General features: G+C 64.2%; 16 protein-coding genes. 7 read left to right on the top strand and 9 right to left on the bottom strand.

Going from position 1 to position 22,885, the window contains the following annotated elements; translation table 11 throughout:
• Positions 1–70: 70 nt before the first annotated feature.
• The gene (locus NKI15_RS06100; RefSeq protein ID WP_245260071.1) at positions 71–265 is read right to left on the bottom strand and encodes a hypothetical protein; all 195 of its coding nucleotides are present in this window, start codon (positions 263–265) and stop codon (positions 71–73) included.
• On the opposite strand from NKI15_RS06100, the gene NKI15_RS06095 reads away from it, so the two are divergent.
• Both NKI15_RS06095 and pdeM read left to right on the top strand, forming a co-directional pair.
• Positions 173–2,677, top strand: a complete 2,505-nt coding sequence (locus NKI15_RS06095; protein ID WP_245261101.1) for a ligase-associated DNA damage response DEXH box helicase — start codon at positions 173–175, stop codon at positions 2,675–2,677. The two genes, NKI15_RS06100 and NKI15_RS06095, sit on opposite strands and share 93 nt — an antisense overlap.
• Positions 2,674–3,390, top strand: a complete 717-nt coding sequence (gene pdeM / locus NKI15_RS06090; protein WP_023703455.1) for a ligase-associated DNA damage response endonuclease PdeM — start codon at positions 2,674–2,676, stop codon at positions 3,388–3,390. The genes NKI15_RS06095 and pdeM overlap by 4 nt, the downstream gene beginning before the upstream one ends.
• A gap of 4 nt (positions 3,391–3,394) precedes the next feature.
• On the opposite strand, the gene NKI15_RS06085 is transcribed toward pdeM, so the two are convergent.
• Entirely contained in the window at positions 3,395–4,366 is a 972-nt protein-coding gene (locus tag NKI15_RS06085) for a quinone oxidoreductase family protein (protein ID WP_023708179.1), read from the bottom strand.
• Positions 4,367–4,461: 95 nt separating this feature from the next.
• On the opposite strand from NKI15_RS06085, the gene NKI15_RS06080 reads away from it, so the two are divergent.
• Positions 4,462–5,340: a LysR substrate-binding domain-containing protein gene (locus tag NKI15_RS06080; RefSeq protein ID WP_023688709.1), complete on the top strand. Its 879-nt coding sequence runs from the start codon at positions 4,462–4,464 to the stop codon at positions 5,338–5,340.
• A 12-nt stretch (positions 5,341–5,352) separates the two neighbouring features.
• Here the strand turns inward: NKI15_RS06080 and NKI15_RS06075 are convergent, their stop codons facing one another.
• Genes NKI15_RS06075 through NKI15_RS06065 form a run of 3 tightly spaced genes read right to left on the bottom strand, consistent with a single transcriptional unit; the run spans position 5,353 to position 9,950 of the window.
• A complete protein-coding gene (locus NKI15_RS06075; protein ID WP_023688708.1) occupies positions 5,353–6,291 on the bottom strand; it encodes a dimethyl sulfoxide reductase anchor subunit family protein in 939 nt (312 codons plus the stop codon).
• Positions 6,292–6,294: 3 nt separating this feature from the next.
• Positions 6,295–7,023, bottom strand: coding sequence for a 4Fe-4S dicluster domain-containing protein (locus NKI15_RS06070; protein ID WP_023703453.1), 729 nt, complete (start codon positions 7,021–7,023; stop codon positions 6,295–6,297).
• Entirely contained in the window at positions 7,020–9,950 is a 2,931-nt protein-coding gene (locus NKI15_RS06065; RefSeq protein WP_023703452.1) for a molybdopterin oxidoreductase family protein, read from the bottom strand. The genes NKI15_RS06070 and NKI15_RS06065 overlap by 4 nt, the downstream gene beginning before the upstream one ends.
• Positions 9,951–10,228: 278 nt before the next feature.
• Between NKI15_RS06065 and NKI15_RS06060 the strand changes: the two genes are divergently transcribed.
• Positions 10,229–11,128: a LysR substrate-binding domain-containing protein gene (locus NKI15_RS06060; protein ID WP_023703451.1), complete on the top strand. Its 900-nt coding sequence runs from the start codon at positions 10,229–10,231 to the stop codon at positions 11,126–11,128.
• A 4-nt stretch (positions 11,129–11,132) separates the two neighbouring features.
• Here the strand turns inward: NKI15_RS06060 and NKI15_RS06055 are convergent, their stop codons facing one another.
• The 4 genes from NKI15_RS06055 to NKI15_RS06040 all read right to left on the bottom strand — a co-directional run bounded on the left by NKI15_RS06055 (position 11,133) and on the right by NKI15_RS06040 (position 18,463).
• Positions 11,133–12,389, bottom strand: coding sequence for an Hsp70 family protein (locus NKI15_RS06055; RefSeq protein WP_023669606.1), 1,257 nt, complete (start codon positions 12,387–12,389; stop codon positions 11,133–11,135).
• 176 nt (positions 12,390–12,565) lie between these two features.
• Complete coding sequence (locus NKI15_RS06050) at positions 12,566–13,357, bottom strand: TIGR02186 family protein (RefSeq protein WP_023669607.1); 792 nt, start codon at positions 13,355–13,357, stop codon at positions 12,566–12,568.
• Complete coding sequence (locus NKI15_RS06045) at positions 13,357–14,280, bottom strand: sulfite exporter TauE/SafE family protein (protein WP_023669608.1); 924 nt, start codon at positions 14,278–14,280, stop codon at positions 13,357–13,359. Before NKI15_RS06045 ends, NKI15_RS06050 begins: the two co-directional genes overlap by 1 nt.
• Before the next feature lie 193 nt (positions 14,281–14,473).
• Positions 14,474–18,463 carry an SEL1-like repeat protein gene (locus NKI15_RS06040; RefSeq protein WP_023703450.1) on the bottom strand — a complete coding sequence of 1,330 codons (3,990 nt, stop codon included), beginning with the start codon at positions 18,461–18,463 and terminating at the stop codon, positions 14,474–14,476.
• 479 nt (positions 18,464–18,942) lie between these two features.
• Here NKI15_RS06040 and NKI15_RS06035 point away from each other — a divergent pair, with 479 nt between their 5' ends.
• The 3 genes from NKI15_RS06035 to NKI15_RS06025 all read left to right on the top strand — a co-directional run bounded on the left by NKI15_RS06035 (position 18,943) and on the right by NKI15_RS06025 (position 22,882).
• Positions 18,943–19,401, top strand: coding sequence for a MerR family transcriptional regulator (locus tag NKI15_RS06035; protein WP_023669610.1), 459 nt, complete (start codon positions 18,943–18,945; stop codon positions 19,399–19,401).
• A 271-nt stretch (positions 19,402–19,672) separates the two neighbouring features.
• Positions 19,673–21,481, top strand: coding sequence for an acyl-CoA dehydrogenase (locus NKI15_RS06030; RefSeq protein WP_352514530.1), 1,809 nt, complete (start codon positions 19,673–19,675; stop codon positions 21,479–21,481).
• A 231-nt stretch (positions 21,482–21,712) separates the two neighbouring features.
• Complete coding sequence (locus tag NKI15_RS06025; RefSeq protein WP_023738205.1) at positions 21,713–22,882, top strand: acyl-CoA dehydrogenase family protein; 1,170 nt, start codon at positions 21,713–21,715, stop codon at positions 22,880–22,882.
• Positions 22,883–22,885: the final 3 nt, after the last annotated feature.

The following is a 22,885-nucleotide window of genomic DNA, read 5'->3' as shown; positions in this document are numbered from 1 at the left end:
AAAGCTCGCGCTGTCCCTCACGTGCCTGCCGGCATCCTCTCCCCGTACGGGGTGAGGGCAACTCACCCGATCACCTTTTGTTCCGATTTTCCTTGGCGATCGCGCGCCGTCGCGCTACCTCTTTCGCGTGACCGAGCAGCCGCGCCTTGCCAAACAAAATGCCGCCGTCCTTCTGCCCGAGCCATTCATCAGATGGTTTGGCGAAAAAGGCTGGTCGCCGCGCGCTCACCAGATCGAGCTGCTGGCGAAGGCTCAAGCCGGGCAATCGGTGCTCTTGATCGCACCGACCGGCGCCGGCAAGACACTGGCCGGCTTCTTGCCATCGTTGACCGAACTGGCCAACCGCCCCAGACGCAAAGCTGGTATGGCACGGCGCGGCATCCATACGCTCTACATCTCGCCGCTGAAGGCGCTGGCCGTCGACATCGAGCGCAATCTCGGCAAGCCCGTGGAGGAGATCGGCCTGCCCGTCACCATCGAGACGCGCACCGGCGACACCCCTTCGCACAAGCGGCAGCGCCAGAAACTGGCGCCGCCCGACATCCTTTTGACCACGCCCGAGCAATTGGCGCTGCTGATCGCGGCCGGCGATGCCGGGCGCTTCTTCGAGGATCTGCGCTATGTCGTCCTCGACGAGTTGCATTCGCTGGTGACATCGAAACGCGGCCATCTGCTGGCGCTCGGGCTGGCGCGGCTGCGCAGCATCGTGCCCGGCCTGCAGACGATCGGTCTGTCGGCAACGGTGGCCGAGCCCGACGAGTTGCGGCGCTGGCTGGTGAGCCAGAATCCGCCCAAAGGCCTGGCAAGTCCCGATATGTCTGAGCTCATCGTCGTAACCGGCGGCGCGAAGCCCGAAATCTCGATCCTCGATTCGGAAGAGCGCGTGCCATGGGCCGGCCATTCGGCGCGCTATGCGACGCCGGAAATCTACCGCGAGATCAAGCGCCACAAGACCACCCTGCTGTTCGTCAACACCCGCAGCCAGGCCGAGCTGCTGTTTCAGGAATTGTGGCGGGTCAACGAGGATACCTTGCCGATCGCGCTGCATCACGGCTCGCTCGATGTCGCCCAGCGCCGACGCGTCGAGAAGGCGATGGGGGAAAACGCGCTCCGTGCCATCGTCGCCACCTCGACGCTCGACCTTGGCATCGATTGGGGCGATGTCGATCTGGTCGTCCATGTCGGCGCGCCCAAGGGCGCCAGCCGGCTGGCGCAGCGCATCGGCCGCGCCAATCACCGCATGGACGAGCCGTCGAAGGCGATCCTGATCCCGGCCAATCGTTTCGAGGTGCTGGAGTGCCGGGCAGCGCTGGACGCCAACTATCTGGGCGCCCAGGATACGCCGCCGCTGGTCAATGGCGGGCTCGATGTGCTGGCCCAGCATGTGCTGGGCTGCGCCTGCGGAGCGCCGTTTCGCGCCGACGATCTCTACGAGGAAGTGCTGACAGCAGCGCCCTATGCCAGCCTCGACCGGCCGACATTCGACCGCGTCATTGATTTCGTCGCCACCGGCGGCTACGCACTGAAGAACTACGAGCGCTACGCCCGCATCCGCCTCAACAAGGACGGCATGTGGCGGGTCTCCAATCCCCGCGTCGCGCAGCAATATCGGCTGAACGTCGGCACCATCATCGAGGTGCCGGCGCTCAATGTGCGTTACGTCAAGGCGGGCAGCAAAGGCTCGGCTTCGCACGGCGGCCGGGCTCTGGGCAAGATCGAGGAGGCCTTCCTCGAAACGCTGACGCATGGCGACACCTTCATGTTTGCCGGCAAAGTGCTGCGCTTCGAAGGCATCCGCGAGAACGAATGCTTCGTCTCGAATGCGCCGGGAAGCGACGCCAAGGTTCCTTATTATGGCGGCGGCAAATTTCCGCTTTCGACTTACCTCGCCGAGCAGGTGCGCGCCATGCTGGACGACCCGCAGCGCTGGAAGAAGCTGCCCGAGCAGGTATCGGACTGGCTGCGGTTCCAGGCCGACAAATCGGTATTGCCCAAACGCGACGACCTCTTGATCGAGACCTTTCCGCGCGGCAACCGTCACTATCTCGTCGCTTATCCTTTCGAGGGCAGGCTGGCGCACCAGACGCTCGGCATGCTGCTCACCCGCCGGCTGGACAGGGCCGGCGCCAGGCCGCTTGGCTTCGTCGCCACCGACTACGCATTGGCCATCTGGTCGCTGGGCGATATGGGCGCGATGTTCAAATCGCGGAAACCTTCGCTTGGCGCTCTGTTCGACCAGGACATGCTGGGCGACGACCTCGAGGCTTGGCTGGCCGACAGCTGGCTGCTCAAGCGCACCTTCCGCAACTGCGCGCTGATTTCAGGCCTGATCGAGAAGCGCCACCCGGGACAGGAGAAAAGCGGCCGTCAGGTCACCGTCTCGACCGATCTGATCTATGACGTGCTGCGCAGCCATGAGCCCGACCACATCCTGCTGCAGGCGACGCGCGCCGACGCGGCGACCGGTCTGCTCGATGTCAGCAGACTTGCCGACATGCTCTCGCGTATCCAGGGTCGAATCGTGCATAAGGCACTCGAACAGATATCGCCGCTGGCCGTGCCGATCATGCTCGAAATCGGCAAGATGCCGGTGAATGGCGAGGCCGACGAAACGCTGCTGATGGATGCCGCGACTTTGGTCGAGGAAGCCATGGGTCCTGGGATGGTTGAGGAATGAATTTTTCGCTGGCGCGGGCATCGCTGATCGCCGAGGCCGACTTTGTCGGCATCGCGGGCGAGCGCGCGATCTGTGATTCGCGCGGCGTGCTCTATTTCCCCGATCTGAGGCTGCTCGCGGTCTCCGACCTGCATCTGGAAAAGGGCTCGTCCTTCGCCAGGCGCGGCGCACTGATCCCGCCCTACGATACCGGCGCCACTCTGCTCCGGCTGCAGGCGGTAATCGCGGACTACCAGCCGGCCATCGTCATCAGCCTGGGCGACTCCTTCCACGACGGCGGCGGCGCCGAGCGCATGCATCAAACCTTCCGCGATCGGCTGGAAGCATTGATGGCCGGCCGCGACTGGTTCTGGGTCGCCGGCAACCATGACCCGGAAGCGCCGGCGGATTTGCCCGGCGAGACGGTGCGCGAACTCGCCATCGGCTCGCTGCTGTTCCGCCACGAGCCGTCGAAGATAAGAACCGAGGGCGAAGTTGCCGGCCATCTTCACCCTTGCGCCCGCATCGTCCAGCAGGGCCGCTCGGTGCGGCGGCGCTGCTTTGCCGGCGATGGCGGCCGCATGATCATGCCGGCCTTCGGCGCTTATACCGGCTCGCTCAACGTGCTCGACCGCGCCTATGCCGGCCTGTTCCGCCGCGAGACGTTGATAGCTTATATGATGGGCGCCGCGCGCATCTTCGCCATTTCCGGTTCGATGCTGCGGCCGGGCTGAGTTTCTACGGTATAAGCACGGTTGCGCCTGTCGTCTGCCGTGCTTCGAGCCGGCGGTGCGCCTCCGCCACTTCGGCAAGCGGCATGCTTGTGTGCACCGGGATTTTCACTGCGCCGCTGAGGACGACGCTGAACAGATCCTCGCTCATGGCGACGACGTCCTCACGCCTGGCGAGATGATGGAACAGCAACTGCCAGGTGGCGAACAGCGAACCCTTTTGCATCAAAAGCATGATGTCGAAGGGCGGGATCGACCCCGACGCTGTGCCGTAGCTGACGAAGGTGCCGAACGGCTGCAGGCAGTCGAGCGAGGCGGGGAAGGTCGCGTTGCCGACGCCGTCATAGACGGCGTGGCAGCCTTCGCCGTTGGTGACCTCTTTCACCCGTGCGGCGAAATTCTCTTTGCTGTAGTCGATGACATGGTCGCAGCCATTGGCGCGCGCAAGTTCGGCCTTTTCGGGTGAACCGACCGTGCCGATGACGGTCGCGCCGAGATGTTTGGCCCATTGCGTCAGGATGAGGCCGACGCCGCCCGCCGCGGCATGCACCAGGATTGTATGGCCCGCCTCGACGCGAAACGTGCGGCGCAGCAGATATTGCGCCGTCAGCCCTTTCAGCATCATCGCCGCACCTGTCTCGAAATCGATGGCGTCGGGCAGATGCACGACGAAATGCGCCGGCACGATGCGTTCTTCGGCATAGGCGCCGAGCGTCTCGACATAGGCGACTCGGTCGCCAGGCGCGAAGCCGCTGACGCCTTCACCGACGGCGACGATTTCGCCGGCGCCTTCATTGCCGGGAATGAATGGCAGAGCGGGCGGCGCGTATTCGCCGGTGCGAAAATAGATGTCGACGAAGTTGAGGCCGACCGCCCGGTTGCGCACGCGCACCTCGCCCGGTCCGGGCTGGCCGATGTCGACATCTTCGTAGGCGAGCATATCTGGCCCGCCATGGCGGTGAACACGGATCGCTTTCATGGTTTTCTTCCCTGCGCTGTTTCTCTTGAGTGTGAGATAGCGCGTGGCGGGATATCATTGTAGACTGATACCGATGACATCAGAGTTCAAACAAAATGATATCTGAGCAGATCGGCCTCGACCTTCTCCGCACCTATGTCGCGGTCTGCCGGCAAGGTAGCCTGAGCAGGGTCGCCGCGCAGACCGGCAAGACCCAATCGGCGATGAGCATGCAGATGCGCCGGCTGGAGGGCCTGCTCCAACGGCACTTGTTCCAGCGCACCGGCCGCGGTGTCGTACCGACTGCGGCGGGAGAGCTCTTTCTGGGATACGCGACTCGCATCCTCGCTCTCGGCGACGAAGCGGTGGCGCGTCTGCAGCAGGCTAGCATTGGCGGCGGCGTGCGTATTGGTCTTGCCGAAGAGGTCACCACGGCCGCGCTTTCGGCCGCGCTTGGGCGGCTGCATCGCACCTATCCCGACATCAGCCTCGACGCGATGGTCGAGCACAGCGTCGCGCTGGGACGGCTGTGGAGCGAGGATGCGCTGGATGTCATGATTGCCCCGACATCCGTCGTCGCGGCCGATGCCGTGACGACATGGAACGTCGAACTGCAGTGGGTCTGCGCCCAGGACTATGTGCTGGACCATGACCGGCCACTCGATCTCGCCGCCTTCGGCGCAACCTGCCCTTGGCGCAGGCGGATGATCGAGGCGCTGGTCGCCGCCGGCCGGGAGCACCGGATCGTCCTGTCGTGCCAGAGCGTCACCGGCCTTCAGGCCGCGATCGAGAACGGACTGGGCGTTGGACTGCTTCCGCCCGAATCCGTGCGCACCGCTTCGATGCGGGTGCTGAAGACGTCAGCCGGCCTGCCCGAGCCGCTCACGGTCCAATACGGCCTTTACGCGCACGACCGCAGGACAGCTGTAATCGATGCCGCGATCGAAATCCTGCTTAAGGATTTGCCGGCGGCGCCACGAGCACGGGCCGCCTGACGGCGGGACGCTCTACCGGCCGTAATAGAGGGTGACGGTGTGCTTGGCCTCGGCGAAGAACAGCCAGCGCTCGACCAGCATGCCGGCGAACTGGACGGTTGCCGCAAGCACCGACAGCACCGCTGCGAATGGCCAGGGCAAAGCGAATAAGACAGAAAGCAGCAGCAGGGCAGGCAAGGCGAAAGCCAGCAACTGCGTGATCAGCCGCAGCTTTGCACCGTGCTTGCGGGCGATGCGAAAGCCCATTTCCTTGAGCAGGTAGTTCTCCTCGGTGTGCGGCCATTCCAGCGAGCGCACCGTCCCTCCGGCGAGGCCTGTCGCCGTGTTGGCGGTGGTCGCGATCTCCAGCGCGTCATTGTATCGCCACGTCGCCAGCTTCCAGCCCCAGCCGAGCAAGGTCAGCAGCAGGGCGGCTACCGCAACGGCGGTCGGGCTGATGGCGAAAGCCTGCAGCAGCGCGTTCAACAGCACGCTGCCGGTCATCGCCGAAAAGATGAGATAGCCCGGCAGCGTATACGGGCTATGCCACTGCGCGATCGGCTTCAGCGAGGCATAGATCATGCCGGTGGTGCAGACGGTGACGATTGCGCCGATAGTTGCGAGAAACCCGGCGATGGCCATCCAGCCTCCGGTGCGGCCAAAAAACACCCAGCCGATGCCGAACAGCCCGGCGGGAATGAAGGTCGCGACCGAGGCCACGCCTTCGCGCGACAGCCAGGAACTGCGCCATTGCGAGAAGGCGCGCCATGCACGTTCGGGGCGGCCGAGATGGCCGGTCGAGGACAATAGGCCGGCGGCGATCAGGCCGAGCGACAGCCCCATGCCGATAAGGCCGAGCCAGAAATGGGCCGGGATAAAACCCAGTCCGCCAAGCACGCCAAGCAGCGCCAGCAGGCCGTAGCCCGCTCCTGTGGCAGTTGTGAAGAAGACGACGGAAAAGGCTGGATGCATTGGTCAGTTCGAAAGCATGCGGTCGATCCAGCCGAGAAAACCGCCTTCGGCCGTGATTGGCTCGAGCCTTGGCGCCGGCACCCATGCGGCGCGCTGGGCGCGCGGCGGCAGATATTTGTTGGTCGGTTTGTAGCCCATCTCCGGCATCAGGTCGACGCCGCCACGCTCCGCCACCAGTTGCGAGACAGCCGACGAGGGATCGCCGAGATCGCCGAAATGCCGGGCGCTGGTCGGGCAGGCGGCAACGCAGGCCGGCACGCGGTCTTCCTCGGCCAGATTGTCGTTGTAGATGCGATCGACGCACAGCGTGCATTTCTTCATCACGCCGACGTCGGTATCGAATTCGCGCGCGCCATAGGGGCAGGCCCAACTGCACAGTTTGCAGCCGATGCATTTGCTTTCGTCGATCAGCACGATGCCGTCCGACGCCCGCTTGTAGGACGCGCCGGTCGGGCAGACAGTGACGCAGGCAGGCGTCTCGCAATGCAGGCAGGAGCGCGGAAAGTTGACCGTGCGCCCGCCCGCCTCGGTCGTGTGCTCATAGCTGTCCACGCGGTTGAACCAGACGCCGTCGACACGGCCGCCATAGGGGTCGATGTCGGTCAGTGGCGCCATGTGGCCGCCGGTGTTCCACTCCTTGCAGGCGGTGACGCAGGCCTGGCAGCCGACGCAGGTGTCGAGGTCGATGACCAGGCCAAGCTTCTTGTCTGTATGGGCGGGAAGGCAGGTCATTCCACGGCTTCCCTATTGACGCGGAACTCGGCGCCGAAGCGAAGGATGTCGGGCGAAGGCTCGACATTTGGCGGCTGGCTGAAACGCTCGAATTGCGGTTCGGTGAAGCCGGCTTCCTCATCAGAGCATTTGACGATGCGTACCCTGAGGTCGAACCACGCCGCCTGGCCGGTCACCGGATCGGAATTCGAATAGCGTTTGCCTTTCGCGTCAGCCGATGTCTGGTCGCCGATGATGTGGTTGAGCAGGAAGCCGCGATTGCTCTCGGCGGCGTTGTCCTTCAGCCCCCAGGCGCCGCGCCTTTTGCCGATGGCGTTCCATGTCCAGACCGTATCCGCATTGACCCCGTCGACCAGCTTGATCTGTCCCTTCACCCGGCCGTTGATGCTTTCGATCCACACCCAGTCGTCGTCGGCCAGGTCGAGAACTGCCGCGGTCTGGTGGTGCACGAACAGGCGGTTCTGGCTGGTGATTTGCCGCAGCCACGCATTCTGCGAGCCCCAGGAATGATACATGTGCATAGGCCGCTGCGTCAGCGCATGCAGCGGGTATTTCTGCGGATCGACCGCGGCCTCTTCGAACGGCGTAAACCAGAACGGCAGCGGATCCATATAGGTCTCGATGCGCTGGCGTTCGCTCTCGGTCGGCTGGACGCGACCATGACCGCGCGCGGCGAGGCGAAAGCGCTGCATCGGTTCGCAATAGAGCTGGAACACGATCGGCTCGGCCTTGGGGATGAACCCCATCTGCTCTGCGAAGTCGAGATAGGAGCGGTTGGCCATCTTGTAATAGCGCTGGTCCTCAGCAAAATCCTGGTGCCAGAAGCCGCCATTGCCGATGTAGCGCTGCAACTGGTCGGGATTGACTTCGCCCTTGCCGACGGAAGTGCCGTCCTTGCCGCGCCAGCCGGCCAGCGGGCCGATGCCCGGCGTGCGTTCGTGATTGACGATGTAGTCGGCATAGTCGGCATATCTGGCCGAGCCATCGTCCTCGACGAAGCCGGGCAGGCCAAGCCGAGCGCCAAGTTCGATCAGCACCGATTGGAACGGCCTGACATCTCGGTCCGATTCGACCACCGGATGGCGGATCGCGTCGCCCGGCCCGTCGGCATGGCTGATCGGCCGGTCGAGCAGGCTGATGCAGTCGTGACGTTCGAGATAGGTGGTGTCGGGCAGCACCAGGTCGGCGAACGGCACCGTCTCGGAATAATAGGCGTCGGAATAGATGATGAAGGGGATCTTGTAGTTACCCGCTTCGTCATGGTCGGTGAGCATGGCAATGGTCTCGACGGTGTTCATCGAGGAATTCCACGCCATGTTCGACATGTACATCATCAGCGTGTCGATTGGGTACGGGTCACCGGCCCACGCATTGCGGATGACCGTATGCATCAGCCCATGCGCGGCGAGCGGCGCATCCCAGGAATAAGCCTTGTCGATGCGCAAAGGCGTGCCGGCCTCGTCGACCAGGAGATCGTCCGGCCCGCAGACGAAGCCGAGCGGCATGCCGTCGAGCGGCGTCATCGGCCTGACCACCTTGCCGGCCGGCTTCGGTCCCGGGGGCGCCGAGCGCGGGTAGGGGGGCTTGAAACGGAAGCCGCCGGGCACGTCCACCGTGCCGAGCAGCACCTGCAGCAGGTGGATGGCACGGCAGGAGTGAAAGCCGTTGGAGTGGGCCGAGATGCCGCGCATGGCATGCATCGACACCGGCCGTCCCTTGATCGTCTCGTGCCGCCGTCCGGCCCAGTCGGTCCACGCAACCGGCAGTTCGATCGTCTGTTCGAAGGCGACGTGGGCGAGTTCGGCAGCGATCCGGCGGATGGTGTCGGCCGGAATGCCGCATCGTGCCGCGACCGCATCGGGTGCGTAGCTGTCGTCCATGTAGCGGTCGGCGATAAGCCGAAACACCGGCACGCAGCGGCGGCCGGCGAACGTGAAGCTGCCGGTCAACGCCGGCTTCGCATCCGCATCGGCTGCGTTGACGGTTGTCTTCGCCACTCTGTCCCACGCGAGAAGATTGTTGTCGCTGTCGCGCAGGAACAGCCCGTCGTCCGCCGCACCCGGCTCCTGGATGACCAGCACATGGGCGTTGGTGTAGCGGAGCAGATAATCGAGATCGACGCGGCCCGCCTTGAGCAGTTCGTGGATGAGGGCGAAGACGAAGAGGCCGTCGGTGCCGGGCCGGATCCCGATCCAGTCGTCGGCAATCGCGTTGTAGCCCGTGCGGCACGGGTTGATCGACACCACCTTGGCGCCGCGCGCCTTGAGTTTACCCAAGCCGATCTTGATCGGGTTGGAATCATGGTCCTCGGCGACGCCGAACAGCATGAAGTATTTCGTATTGTCCCAGTCCGGCTCGCCGAACTCCCAGAACGAGCCGCCGATCGTGTAGAGCCCGCCGGCCGCCATGTTGACCGAGCAGAAGCCGCCATGGGCGGCGAAGTTCGGCGTGCCGAACTGGCTCGCCCACCAGCCGGTCAGCGACTGCGACTGGTCGCGCCCGGTGAAGAAGGCGAGCTTTTTCGGATCGGTTCGGCGGATATTCGATAGCCGCTCGGTCGCAATCGAAAACGCTTCCTCCCACTCGATCTCGCGGAATTCACCCGAGCCCCGCAGGCCGCTGCGCAACAGCGGCTTCTTCAGCCGCGCCGGGCTGTAATGCTGCATGATGCCGGAGCTGCCCTTGCCGCAGATTACGCCGCGGTTGACCGGATGGTCCTTGTTGCCGTTGATGTAGCGCACCTTGCCGTCCTTGATGTGGACGTCGATGCCGCAGCGGCAGGCGCACATATAGCAGGTGGTCTTGGCGATGCTGTCGGAAACGGTTGGCGAGGTGTCGACACCGTCGCCTTCATCAGGCGCGCGTGTATTGGGAAGCGGCCGTTGCGACGGTGCGGAATTGGCCCCGCGCGGCGCAGCTGGATTCATGATGCCGGCGTGCTTTTGCTACCTGCGAATTTGGCCCGCGTCTTCGGTCCGGGGCCACGCATATAGTGTTCTTCAGGATGATATCGATCGCCGGCCAGCCGCCGCCTGAGGCCACGGGTCCAATGCGCAAAAAGGGATCTGAACCGCCCGATCATTTTGTTGGCCGCGATTTGTTGGCGAATTTTTTCTAACTTCGACTGAAAAAGTAGAATAAAGCTATCGATCCGTCTAATCAGTTGTTCTTGTAAATTCGATCGGAATTGGTTCTTAATGCACACATGACGCTGGACCAGTTGCGCATTTTCGTTGCCGTTGCCGAACGCGGCCATATGACCAAGGCGGCGGAGCTTTTGGGCATCTCCCAGTCGGCGGCGTCGGCGGCCATCCGCGCTTTGGAAGAGCAGCATGGCGTTCATCTGTTCAACCGTGTCGGCCGCAACATCGAGCTGGCTCAGACCGGCCACCGTTTCCTGCCCGAGGCCAAGGCGGTGCTGGAACGCGCCGCCGCCGCCCGAAATGTGCTGGAGCATGTCTCGCAGACGGTCGCCGGCAGCCTGTCGATCGCCGCCAGCCTGACCATCGCCAGCTACTGGCTGCCGCGCAGGCTGGCCTCTTTCCATGAAGCCTACCCGGCGGTGCGCTTAAGCGTCAGCATCGGCAACACCAGGCAGGTCGAGGCCAATGTGCTCGACGGCACCGCCGATCTCGGTCTGGTCGAGGGGCGCACCGAGTCAGACATCCTCCGCCGCACCAAGGTCGACGTCGACAGGTTGATGCTGGTCGTCGCCGCCTCGCATCCCGAAATCGCCGAGATCGCGCCGGGCCGCCCGCATATCACAGGGCTGCGCTGGATCATCCGTGAGGGTGGTTCGGGCACGCGCGAGGTGCTGGAGGACCTGGCCCGCCGCGAGGGGATATCGCTTGGCGACCTGCAGATATTTCTGGTGCTGCCGAGCAACGAGGCGGTTCGCCAGGCGGTCGAGGCCGGCGCCGGCGCCACCATCATCTCGGACCTCGTCGTCGGACGCGCCGTCGCCGAGGGCAGTCTCCGGTCGGTGCCGCTCGAACTGCCGAAGCGCGACTTCGCCATGATCACCCATCGCGACCGCCAGGCAAGCCTGGCCCAGATGGCGCTCAAGGCGCATCTCGGCGCTGAAGCCGTCAGCAATCCGGCGTAAGCGATCAGGCGAACTTCCGCTGCGCATCCAGCGCCAGGCCAAGGCCGACCGAGCCGAACATGTCGCCCTCGATAACGGCGGCTTGCGGCACCAGCGACAGGATTTCACGCCGTGCCAGCGGGATCGCGGTCGAACCGCCGGTGAGGAATACGGCGGTGATCGCAGAGGCCGTTATGCCGGCATCGGCAATCGTCTGCCGCACCGTAGCGGACACCCGCTCGATGTCGGCGGCGATGGTCTCTTCCAGGCCGGTCCGCGAGATCTCGGCGGCGAAATGCGCGCCAGGCAGCGCCACCGTTACATCGGCCGAAGCCTGATCCGTCAGCGCGATCTTGGCTCGTTCGACGAGGCCGGCCAGCGCATGGCCGTAACGGTGCTCGACAATATGGATGAAGCGGTCGACAAGGTCGGCGCGGACGGCCTCGAAGCGGATTTGCCTCAGATGCGTCATCGCCTTGGCAGTATAGACGAGGTTGATGCGCTGCCACGTCGCGAGATCAATGAAATAGCTCGCCGGCAGGTTGCGCTTGCCGTCTTTTGTGGGCGAGAGATAGCCGAGCTTGGGCATGACATGGGCGATGCTGAGCAGCCGGTCGAAATCGGTGCCGCCAATATGAATGCCTCGGTTGGCGAGGATGTCGTCCTTGCGGTCGCGTGAGCGGGCGCGTTGCGGCGAAACGCGCACGATCGAGAAGTCGGACGTGCCGCCGCCCATGTCGACGATCAACGCCAGTTCCTCGCGCTTCACGTCCTGCTCATAGTCGAGTGCTGCCGCAATCGGTTCGAACTGGAAGGCGATGTGCTTGAAGCCTTGCGCGCGCGCCGCTTTTTCAAGCTCGCTTTGCGCCTTGGCATCGGCTTCCACATCGTCGTCGACAAATTGCACCGGCCGGCCGAGCACAACGTTCTCCACCGGAGCGCCGGCATCTTCCTCAAGCCGCTTCTTCAAATGGCCGACGAACATGCCGACAATGTCGATGAAACCGATCTGCCGGGCCTTGATCCGCGTCTTCTCATGCGCCAGCGAACTGCCGAGCACGCTCTTCAGCGACCGCATCAGCCGGCCTTCGATGGCATCGGTGTAGTCGGCAATGGCGCGGCGGCCGAAATAGGTGTGACCGTCCTCAAAGTTGAAGAAAACCGCGCTTGGCAATGTCGGCTGTTCACCTTCCAGCGCCACCAGCCGTGCCTGGCCGTTGCGGATCACGCCCACCGTAGAATTGGACGTGCCGAAATCGATGCCGCCAAATGCCTGGTGCATTGCAGCCTCCTGTCATTGGGTCGTCGCTGTGGCAGGCGTCCGCAAGACGCGCGCCGTCCAGAGGCCTGACCGCTCTGCCGAATGATTGTGCGTGTTACCCGAGGGTTGGGAGGCGGCGGTCTATCGCAAGACTGAGAAAAGGGGAACCCCTTTTCCCCGGAAATGGGTCCTGCGCGTCAATCCCTGCGGAAAATCAGCCTGCCCAGCCAGCCGGTGATCATGGCCAGCGACACGGAGAAGACGCCGTAGAGAAACGAGTAATCATGCGCGACGCGGAAGATCGACTGTTCGAAGCCCGATTTGCGGATTTCGAGCTGGGCCGAGCTTTCCTTGAGGAACAGACCGCTCTTGAACAGGAACGCGCGGGCTTTATGGGTTCCAACCGGGACGTTGGGCGCCAGCCGCACCGTGGCGCGAAACAGGTTCTGCGACAAGAACTGCACGCCGCCGACATTCTCGCTATAGAGGCCGGTCGCCGCCTTGCGCTCGCGCAGCGCCACGGTGAATTCCTCGATCGTCGCCGGACTGTCGGTTACCTCGGCCGGCTGCATGTAAAGGTTGGAGGCGCCGAGCGACAGCTGCTTGTAGCTGTTGGGTTCGGTGATGTCCTGCAGCGGCCGCGTCGTGGCGACGGAGTAGGATACCGGCACGTTCTCGAAGGTCTCGGATTCCAGATTGACCCAGACGCCGAGCACCCGGTCCTTGCGGCGCACCACCACCGGCCGCGGCGGGCCTTCGAGCACGACGATGACGTCGTAGCGCCCCTGTCGCGCGACCAGCGGGTCGGGATTTTCCAGCGAACCGAAAATGGTCAGGTCGGCGCCGGAAAAGCCGGCGGTGATCGACACCGCGTCGGTGGAGAGACCGATCTGGATGCCTTCCGGCAAGGGGTTCGGCGATTGCGCTGCCGCCGGCAGAGCGAGGGCGAAAAGCAAAACGGCGGCCGAAAAAATCCCCCACCGCGGCATCAGTTCAGGCCCGCGGCGGTCAGCGAATAGAGGTTTGGCGGCGTGACGAAGAGATCGATGGCAAGCCGGATGGCAACCGCCAGCACCAGCAGCGCCAGCAGTGCCCTGAGCTGTTCGCCGCGCAGCTTCTGTCCTGCCTTGGCGCCATATTGCGCGCCGGCAACGCCGCCCGCCATCAGCAGGAAGGCAAGCATGACGTCGACCGTCTGGTTGGTGGTGGCGTGGACCAGCGTGGTGTAGGCCGAGGTGAAAATGATCTGGAACAGCGAGGTGCCGATGACGACGTTGGTCGGCACTTTCAGGAGGTAGATCAGCGCCGGCACCATGATGAAGCCACCACCGACACCCATGATCGACGACAGGAAGCCGATGCCGGCGCCGAGCCCCAGCACCGGAATGACGCTGACGAACAGCTTCGAGGCCCTGAAGCGCATCTTCAGCGGCAGCCGGTGGATCCAGTTGTGCTGGCCGGATTTCTTCAAGACCGGCGCCGCACCGCTGCGCGTCGCGCGCAGCGCATTGACGCTCTCGACCAGCATCAGCCCGCCGACGGTGCCAAGCAGCACGACGTAAAGCAGTGAGATAAACAAATCGAGCTGGCCGAGCCGACGCAGGAAGGCAAAGACGAAGATACCGCCGGTCGAGCCTACGATGCCGCCGGCCAGCAGCACCCCGCCGAGCTTGAAGTCGAGCGTGCCGCGCTTCATGTGCGACAGCGCGCCGGAGAAGGAGGAGGCGATAACCTGGTTGGCACCGGTAGCAACGGCGATTGCCGGCGGGATGTTGTAGAAGATCAAGAGCGGCGTGATCAGAAAGCCGCCACCGACCCCGAACATGCCCGACAGGAAACCCACCGCCGCGCCCATTGCCAGCAGCACGAAGACGTTGACGGAAATTTCCGCGATCGGGAGATAGATGCCCACCCGTCAGTCTCGATCAGTTTGCCTGTCGGCGATTGCAGCCATTCCAGGGCATTGTCGCACCGAAAAGCCAATTCTTTCTTGCACCGCCGGGGCAGTGGGATCAAACCCCGTCGCCCTACCGAAACAAAAAACATCTCAAGCAGTTAACAGGCAAATGTATGGCAAGGGCGTCGCGTTAGCGACGCATCTGCCGTTATTTGTGCGCCAGCAGCGCCTTCACCAGCTTTTCGTCGATTTCGCCGGTCGCCTGCATCTTGTTGTCGGTCTGGAAAGCCATGATTGCGGTCTTGGTCTTGCCGCCCATCACGCCATCGGCGCCGCCGGCATCGTAGCCGTTCTTGTTGAGGATGAGCTGGATGTTCTTGACCGCCTTCTTCATGTCGACGCTGGCGGTGGTCTGCGGCGTGCCTTCCTGCCAGGATTCAGGAATGTCGGCCGAGTTGGACGCCGGGTCGAGCGGCTTCGGCTTCCACAGTTCCGTGGCGGCGCGCGCCCGCTCCAGCTGTTCGGGGCGCAGCGCAGTGGCGACTTCGTCGCGCTTTGCAGCCGCATCCTTGTCGCCGGTCTTGGCGACGAGCGCGAACCATTTGTAGGATTCCTCCAGGCTCTGCTTCATGCCGACGCCCTTTGCCGCCAGGATGCCGAGATTGAACTGGCTGTCCTTGACGCCGACATCGGCCGCCGCCTGAAACCAGTGCGCGGCCGATTCATTGTCGGTCACGCCGTCGGCGGCCATGGCAAACAGAACGGCCAGATTGTGCATGGCGCTGGCATTACCCTGCGCGGCGGCGAGCTGGTAGAAGGTCTTTGCCTTCTTGACGTCGCGCGTGACGCCGATGCCCTTCTCGTAGAAATTGCCGATGCGGTATTCCGCCGGTGCGAAGCCGAGCTCGGCCGACTTTTCGTACCATTTGGCCGCTGCCGCCATGTCTTCCTTGACGCCGCGCGATTCAGCATAGCGCGAACCGAGCTCGAACAGCGCCTTGGCGTCACCGCCGGCAGCCGCGTCGCGCAAGGCTTGCGGGCCGGCATCGGCCGGAACGTCTATCTTGGCCACGACAGGTGCTACCGCGGCATCAGCCGGCGGAACGGCGCCGGTAGTATCCGAGGCCGTCGTATCCGAGGCCGAGGGCGCCATGACGGCGGCCGCAGGCTGCGCGTCGGCAGCCGCCGGTTCCGCAGTGGCGGTGGTCGGCAGCATTGCATTTGGCGCGGGGGCCGGATCGGCCAAAGCCATCGGCGCTGGCGCGGGCTCCACCGCCGGCACTTCGGGCCCAGCGACCGAGGCCGCATTCATTGGCGCATCGTTGCCAGCTGGCGGTTCCGTGGGCTCCGCCTGCCTGACGATCCGGGCCGGCACGTCCTGAACGGCCACCTGCTGTTCTGCCTTGGGTTGGCTGGCAGCGTTGACCGAGGCAGTCTCGACCGGCTGCGAGGCGACGATCGGCGCTGTATCGTTGCTTGCGACCTCGACCGGGTCGGCGAAGAAGGCCTTGCCCAACTGGAGGCCGGCAAGCGCCAGCATGATCGCGACCGCTCCCATCAGGATCGGCTTGCGCCGCGCCTTGAGCAGGTCGCCGATACGAAGCGCCTTGACCGGGCCCTTCATGGTAGACTGGCGTTTCAACGCGTCGGCCTCGGCGGCCGCGGCCTGCGCCGCGCGCCTGGCCGCGGCAATGAAGTCGGATTTCGACGCATCGCCGGAGTTTTGGCGCACCGGTGGGCCACGTTCGTCGCGTACGCGCTTCATGATGGCGTTGAGGTCGGGCGCGCCGGAGCCCGGCTCCAACGGCCGGTTGGCGAGCTTCGGATCGAGCGGCTCGTCGAGATCGACGCTCGGCAGGTCGACATTGGGCCCCGAGCCGGCAAGCGGCGGCATGTCAGCCGGCTTCTTGCCCCTGAAGGCGCGCGCAAATCCACCGAACAGCGACTTCTTGGCCGTGGCTTCGCCTTTCTCGGCAATCCTGTCGGAACCGAGCGCTGCCTGGGCAGCGGCCGCGGCAGCCTCGGCTGGCGAGCGCCGTACGGGTTCGCTGCCCATGACCGGGTCGCTACGCGTACCCGGGTCGGCGCGCATATCCGGCTCGCTGCGCATGATGGCGGCGGCGCGGCCGTCGAGATCGGCCATGTCTCCGGTCAGCGGCAGCGGCTGGTCGATATCCATCGACGGCGCGTCCTGCACCGAAATCTTGGAGGCGCGTGCAGCGCGGGCCCGCCGCGCCGGCTCGGCCTGGGCATCCAGAAGCTCGCTCACCGCCTCGGCCGGTTCGCTGGTCTCCAGCGAGCCCAGACGATCGACGATCTTGAGCAACGTGTCGTGGATAGCCTCGAATGTCCGTGAATTGCGCTCGTCCGAACGGCGCGTCAGCGCTTCCAGCGTCTTCAGATCCTGAGCAAGGCCGGTAACGGCCGCGGTGTTGGCGTTGGAATCTGCCAGCGAGCGCACGGCGCTCTCGGCTGCTTCGCGTGCCGCGCCCATGATGGATTCGCGGGTTCCGGCCAGCGACTTCTCGATTTCGTTGAGGCGCGGGCTGATGTCCTCGAATTCCGGCAGCGGCGTGCCGGGCTTCGACAGATGCGCCGATAGGCTGGAGACCTGCGCCTCAAGGCTGCGGATCAGTGCCGGATCGATGCCGGCGACCTGCGCGGCCGACGATTCCAGCCGGCTTGAAATGTCTTCGAGCCGGCTTTCCAGGCCGCGGATCGCCGCCTCGTTGGCAGGATCGGGAATGCGCGTCTCCATGCGTTGGGCGAGCGCGGTGAAGCGTGCGTCGATGGCGTCCATGATGCCGGCGCTGTCAGCCTGCGGCTGGCGCTGGTCCAGCCGGTCGGCAACCTCGTCCAGCCGCCGCTCGAGATCGCGAAACAGCATGTTGCCCTGTTCGATGGCATCGCCCTGCCGACGTTCCATCATGCCCGACAGCACGTCGAAGCGCTGTTCCAGACCCTGGAAGATATAGTCGGCGTCGGGCATGGCCGGGGCGCGGTCGATCTTGTCGGCGATCATCGCGATCTGCTTGCCGAGGCGCTCCATCGCCTGTTCCGGCAGATTGGCGCGGCCGGCAAGCTCGTCGACCCTGTTCGACAGCGTGCTGAGACGGTCGAGAACCTCGCCGCTCGGACGAACCTGCACGACTTCCTCGATCTGCTGCGCCAGCGAGGCGATCCGCTTCTCGATGCGTTCAAAGGGTTCGGGGTCGAAGGAATTGGCCTGTGCGGCGACGGTCGAGGCGACGATGGCGCGCGAAATCTCATCAAGCCGTTCGTCGATCAGGCCAAGCGTGTCGCCGCCGCGGTTGCTCTGCTGGCTGACGAAATGATCGACGGCGCCGGCAAGGGTGCGGACCTTTTCTTCCATCGAGCGCAGCGACAGCGATTCCGGCAGATTGTGGACGGCATTGCTGATCTGTTCGAGCCGGTCGGTCAGGGCCGAAAATCCGGGGCCGTCGGCACGGTTGCGCTGGTCGGCGTCGACACGGTCCTCGAACGCGCTCCAGCGGCGGTCGAAATCGTCCCAGCGGCGGTCGACCTTCAGCACGCTTTCCTCGCGCGCCAATGTGTCGAGCGCCGTCTTTACCTGCTCGAGCTCGAGCCGCAGCATGTTGACGCTTCGGTCGTCGCTCTTCTCGGCCAGCGTCTGGATTGCGCCGGACAGCCGCTCGAATTCGACGCCGAGTTCGGCGCTGCCCTTGCCGGGCAAGCCGCCTGCCTGACCACCCGATTGGTTGCTCGCCTGGAAGGCCCGTTCGATGTCCTTGCGCAACGCGGCGAATTCGCGCTGCAGGCCGGCCGTCATCTGATGGCGCAGTTCCTCGCGCAGGCCACGCAATTCGCCGGCGATCTTGCCGACCACGGCGACGCTGTCTTCCTGGCCGCGCACGCGGTCGATGTCGCGCGCGATCGCCTGATAGTTCTGGTCGAAGCCGGCCGGCCCGGCGCCTTTCGGCCGCGGCGTGGGCTGCGGGTCCTCGTACCAGCGCGGCGGGGCGTAGGGCTGGGCGCTTGCGTAGCGCGGCTCTGCCGGCGGCCGGCGCGGATCGAAGCGCTCGGCGGCGTCCTCGCGCTTGCGCTCCAGCCGCTGCTCCAGCGTTTCCAGCGAGCGGTTCAATTCATCAAGTGTGGTGTTCGGCCTGCGCGGCCTGCCGGCGTTGAGTGTATCGAGATAGGACCGCTTGCTGTTCATCGATGCATCCGTTTTTCAGAATGGCCGGCTTGCTGCCAGTTTCCCAAGTCCTTGTCGGGAACGAAGGCGGCCGCGCGGCACTGCTGCGGCGGAAGACGAGCTTCCCGGGCCAGGCCCGCTCTCCGAAAAACCGTGAAAAATTCGCTACAGGATAAACACGGGTGACCGACATCCGCACATTTCACCCATCGTGGTAAACAAGGTGTTAACCAAGCTTAAGAAGTTACGGCATTGCTGAAATACAGGCGGTGCCCGTTCGGACCCGGCGCCGGGGGTGCGGCATAAGGTTTCGCAATCCCAGAACGCCCTTGCGTCATGCGGCGGCTATCGATATAGAATTGACGTAAACGTAAGAGGGGCGCCGTTCGTGCCTTTTGCGATGAATTAGTTGAAACCACGACTGGAAGCATGCCCCCGCTTCCACTCAGGCGTTGCAAGGTCCGAGACCGCGATGCCACGACAGGGGAAAGCCAGTGACTATGAAACTTGTTTCGCCCGGCGAAGCCGCGGCCAACACCAACAATATGTCTGCCGAAGCCAGTGAGGAGCTCGTGCGCATCGGCGAGATGGCCAAGAAATACGGCGTGACGCTGCGCACGCTGCGTTTCTATGAAGACAAGGGCCTGCTCAATCCGAAACGCGATGGGGCAACGCGCCTCTACACGCGCCGCGACAAGGCGCGGCTGAAGCTGATCCTGCTCGGCCGCAAGGTCGGGTTCTCGCTGCGCGACGTCAAGCAGATGATGGATCTCTACGATCCCACGGGATCCAACACCAAGCAATTGCGGCTGGCTCTCGACAAGTCGGAGAAGCAGCTAGCCCGCCTGCAGAAGCAGCGCGCGCTGATCGACGACGCCATCAACGAGCTGAGCGGCTCGATGTCGGCCGTGCGCCAGATGCTGTCCGAGCGTTCGGCCCCGGCCAGCGCCGCCAGCTGATTTTGCTCCGCAGCTCCCGGCGAAAGCTTTGAACTTAAGAGCCGCGCGGCCGCCCGCGCGGCTCTTTTTGTTTGACCCCCCTCGCTTTGCACAAAGCCATGCACCGCTCGTGCGACAGGCTGGCATAGGTAAATTTTGTCCCGGCGACAAAATTGACGTTTACGCAAACGTCAATTTTTGCTATCTCGCTTTCGACATTGGCCGGCGTGCCGCCCCAACCTCATGTTCGGGGCCCGATCTCGCGGCCAAGACCCGCATGGTGGAGGAACACATGCCGATCTACAGGGCGCCGGTCCAGGACACGCTGTTCGTGCTCAACGAGGTGCTGGGTTATCAGCGATATTCCAACCTTCCCGGGTTTGCCGACGCGACGCCCGACGTTGTCGAGGCGATCCTCGCCGAAGGCGCCAAGCTCGCCGAAAACGTTATGCATCCTCTGAACCGCGTCGGTGACATGGAAGGCTGCGTGCGCCATGAGGACGGCTCGGTGACGACGCCGAAGGGCTTCAAGGAAGCCTACGACCAGTATCGCGAAGGCGGCTGGATGGGACTGGCGGCGCCCGTCGAGTTCGGCGGCCAGGGGCTGCCCTATGCCGTGCACACCGCGGTTGCCGAATACATGGTTTCGGCCAACATGGCGCTGATGATGTATCCCGGCCTGACGCAAGGCGCGATCGCTGCGATCATCACACACGGCACCGACGAGCAGAAGGCGACATGGCTGCCGAAGCTGGTCGAGGGGTCCTGGACCGGTACCATGAACCTGACCGAGCCGCATTGCGGCACCGATCTCGGCCTGCTGCGCACCAAGGCGGTGCCGAACGGCAACGGCACCTACAAGATCTCAGGCCAGAAGATCTTCATCTCGGCCGGCGAGCACGACATGTCGGAAAACATCGTCCATCTCGTGTTGGCCCGCATCGAAGGCGCGCCGGCGGGCGTGAAGGGCATCTCGCTATTCATCGTGCCAAAGCTGAAGCTCGATGCCTCGGGCAATCCGGGCGAGAAGAACACGCTCTCCTGCGGGTCGATCGAGGAGAAGATGGGCATACACGGCAATTCGACTTGCGTCATGAATTATGACGAGGCCGAAGGCACGCTGCTCGGTGAGGCCAATGGCGGCCTGAAGGCGATGTTCACGATGATGAACGAAGCCCGGCTCGGCGTCGGCCTGCAGGGCCTGTCGCTGTCCGAGATCGCCTACCAGAACGCGGTCTCCTACGCCAAGGACCGGCTGCAGGGCCGCTCGCTGTCTGGCGCCAAGGCGCCGGACAGACAAGCCGATCCGATCATCGTCCATCCCGACATCCGCCGCTCGCTGATGACCATGAAGGCCTTCAACGAGGCCGGCCGCGCGCTGGCGCTGTGGACGGCGATCAAGTCCGACATCGCCCACCGCTCCGCCGACGACAAGGATCGCCAGGCGGCCGACGACTATACCGGCCTGCTGACGCCGGTGATCAAGGGCGTGCTCACCGACAAGGGTTTTGACCATGCCGTCATGGCGCAGCAGGTGTTCGGCGGCCACGGCTACATCGAAGAGCACGGCATGAGCCAGTTCGTGCGCGATGCCCGCATCGCCATGATCTATGAAGGCGCCAACGGCATCCAGGCGCTCGACCTCGTCGGCCGCAAGCTTGGTCTGAATGGCGGCCGCGCCGTGCAGGCCTTCTTCAAGGACGTCGGCGAGTTCTGCGAGGAGAACCGTGCCGACGACAAGCTGGCGCCGTTCACCAAGGCGCTGAAGAAAGGCCTCAACGATCTGCAGGCGGCGACCCTGTGGCTGGTGCAGAACGGCATGGCCAAGCCCGACAATGCCGGCGCCGCGTCGACCGATTACATGCATCTCTTCGGCCTTGTGGCGCTGGGCTACATGTGGGCGCAGATGGCCAAGGCCGCGCTCGGCAAGACCGGCGCCAACGGCTCGCAGTCTGTCCACGAAAATGGGGCTTTCTACGACAACAAGGTGGTGACGGCGCGCTTCTTCATGGAGCGGATCATGCCCGAGACGTCGGCACATCTGGCCCGCATTTCCAGTGGTGCGGACACGCTAATGGCGCTGCCTGCGGAAGCGCTCTAGAAATGGCTGGCGTCCCCCTCCCCCTAGAGGGGAGGGTGGCCCGAAGGGCCGGGAGGGGTCCTGCGTGCAGTGCGCCGGCTGGTTGGCGCTTTGGTAGGAGATGATCGCAATGCCCCAAACCCGCGTCAATTCCGAAGATAAGGTCGAGCACGTCATCGGCGACCCCACCCGACCGCTTCTCGGCCACCCTCCCCTCGAGGGGGAGGGGGACGTTGGCGCGGGAGAAACGGCATGACAAATCCATCAGAAGTGCTCTCCTTGCCGACGCCCGCCTGGGCGGCGGACGAAGTCGGCATGCTCTACGACATGGCGCATCGCTTCATGTCGGAAGAGATCGCGCCGCGCTACGACGAGTTCGAGAAGAACGAGATGGTCGACCGCGAGAGCTGGCGCAAGGCAGGTTCCGCCGGCCTGCTCTGCGCCTCGATGCCGGAGGAATATGGCGGCTCCGGCGGCACCTTCGCGCATGAGAGCGCCATCATCGAGGCGATCGGCCATGTCGGCGTCGACGGTTTCGGCATCGGCCTGCACAATGCGATCGTTGCCCCTTACATCCTTCATTACGGCTCCGAGGAGCAGAAGAAGAAGTGGCTGCCGAAGCTGGCAACCGGCGAACTGATCGGCGCCATCGCCATGACCGAGCCGGGCGCCGGCTCCGACCTACAAGGCGTCAAGACGCGCGCCGAGAAGGACGGCAACCAGTACAAGATCAACGGCTCGAAAACCTTCATCACCAATGGGCAACTGGCCAATTTCATCATCGTCGTCACCAAGACCGATCCGGCCAAAGGCGCCAAGGGCACCTCGCTGATCGTCGTCGAGACCGACGAGGCCGAAGGCTTCGAACGCGGCCGCAACCTCGACAAGATCGGCCTGAAGGCCAACGACACGTCGGAGCTGTTCTTCAATGATATGCGCGTGCCGACCTCGAACCTGCTTGGCCACGAAGAGGGACAGGGCTTCATCCAGCTGATGCAGCAATTGCCGCAGGAGCGCCTGCAGATCGGCACCGGCGCCATCGCCATGATCGAACGCGCCCTGGCGCTGACCATCGACTACGTCAAGGATCGCAAGGCCTTCGGCAAAGCGATCATCGAGTTCCAGAACACCCAGTTCAAGCTCGCCGAACTCAAGACCGAGGCGACCATCGGCCGCGTCTTCTACAATGATTGCGTCACCCGCCACATCAATGGCGGGCTGGATCCGGTGACGGCGTCGATGGCGAAATACTGGCTCTCGGACCTGCAGGGAAAAGTCGTCGACGAATGCCTTCAATTGCATGGCGGCTATGGCTACATGAATGAATATCCGATCGCCCGCATGTTCCGCGACGCCCGCGTCCAGCGCATCTACGGCGGCACCAACGAGATCATGAAATTGCTGATCGGCCGCTCTCTCTGAGAG

Origin of the sequence: Mesorhizobium sp. M0862 (assembly GCF_040319795.1) — a bacterium.
GTDB lineage: Bacteria > Pseudomonadota > Alphaproteobacteria > Rhizobiales > Rhizobiaceae > Mesorhizobium.
This window is presented reverse-complemented; position numbering and strand designations above follow the sequence as displayed.

Excerpts from the sequence above, each read along its gene's own strand:
- NKI15_RS06085 (WP_023708179.1), bottom strand. The coding sequence starts at position 4,366 with ATGAAAGCGATCCGTGTTCACCGCCATGGCGGGCCAGATATGCTCGCC.
- NKI15_RS06060 (WP_023703451.1), top strand. The coding sequence starts at position 10,229 with ATGACGCTGGACCAGTTGCGCATTTTCGTTGCCGTTGCCGAACGCGGC.
- NKI15_RS06055 (WP_023669606.1), bottom strand. The coding sequence starts at position 12,389 with ATGCACCAGGCATTTGGCGGCATCGATTTCGGCACGTCCAATTCTACG.
- NKI15_RS06025 (WP_023738205.1), top strand. The coding sequence starts at position 21,713 with ATGACAAATCCATCAGAAGTGCTCTCCTTGCCGACGCCCGCCTGGGCG.
- NKI15_RS06050 (WP_023669607.1), bottom strand. The coding sequence starts at position 13,357 with ATGCCGCGGTGGGGGATTTTTTCGGCCGCCGTTTTGCTTTTCGCCCTC.
- NKI15_RS06080 (WP_023688709.1), top strand. The coding sequence starts at position 4,462 with ATGATATCTGAGCAGATCGGCCTCGACCTTCTCCGCACCTATGTCGCG.
- NKI15_RS06030 (WP_352514530.1), top strand. The coding sequence starts at position 19,673 with ATGCCGATCTACAGGGCGCCGGTCCAGGACACGCTGTTCGTGCTCAAC.
- pdeM (WP_023703455.1), top strand. The coding sequence starts at position 2,674 with ATGAATTTTTCGCTGGCGCGGGCATCGCTGATCGCCGAGGCCGACTTT.
- NKI15_RS06040 (WP_023703450.1), bottom strand. The coding sequence starts at position 18,463 with ATGAACAGCAAGCGGTCCTATCTCGATACACTCAACGCCGGCAGGCCG.
- NKI15_RS06075 (WP_023688708.1), bottom strand. The coding sequence starts at position 6,291 with ATGCATCCAGCCTTTTCCGTCGTCTTCTTCACAACTGCCACAGGAGCG.
- NKI15_RS06035 (WP_023669610.1), top strand. The coding sequence starts at position 18,943 with ATGAAACTTGTTTCGCCCGGCGAAGCCGCGGCCAACACCAACAATATG.
- NKI15_RS06065 (WP_023703452.1), bottom strand. The coding sequence starts at position 9,950 with ATGAATCCAGCTGCGCCGCGCGGGGCCAATTCCGCACCGTCGCAACGG.
- NKI15_RS06070 (WP_023703453.1), bottom strand. The coding sequence starts at position 7,023 with ATGACCTGCCTTCCCGCCCATACAGACAAGAAGCTTGGCCTGGTCATC.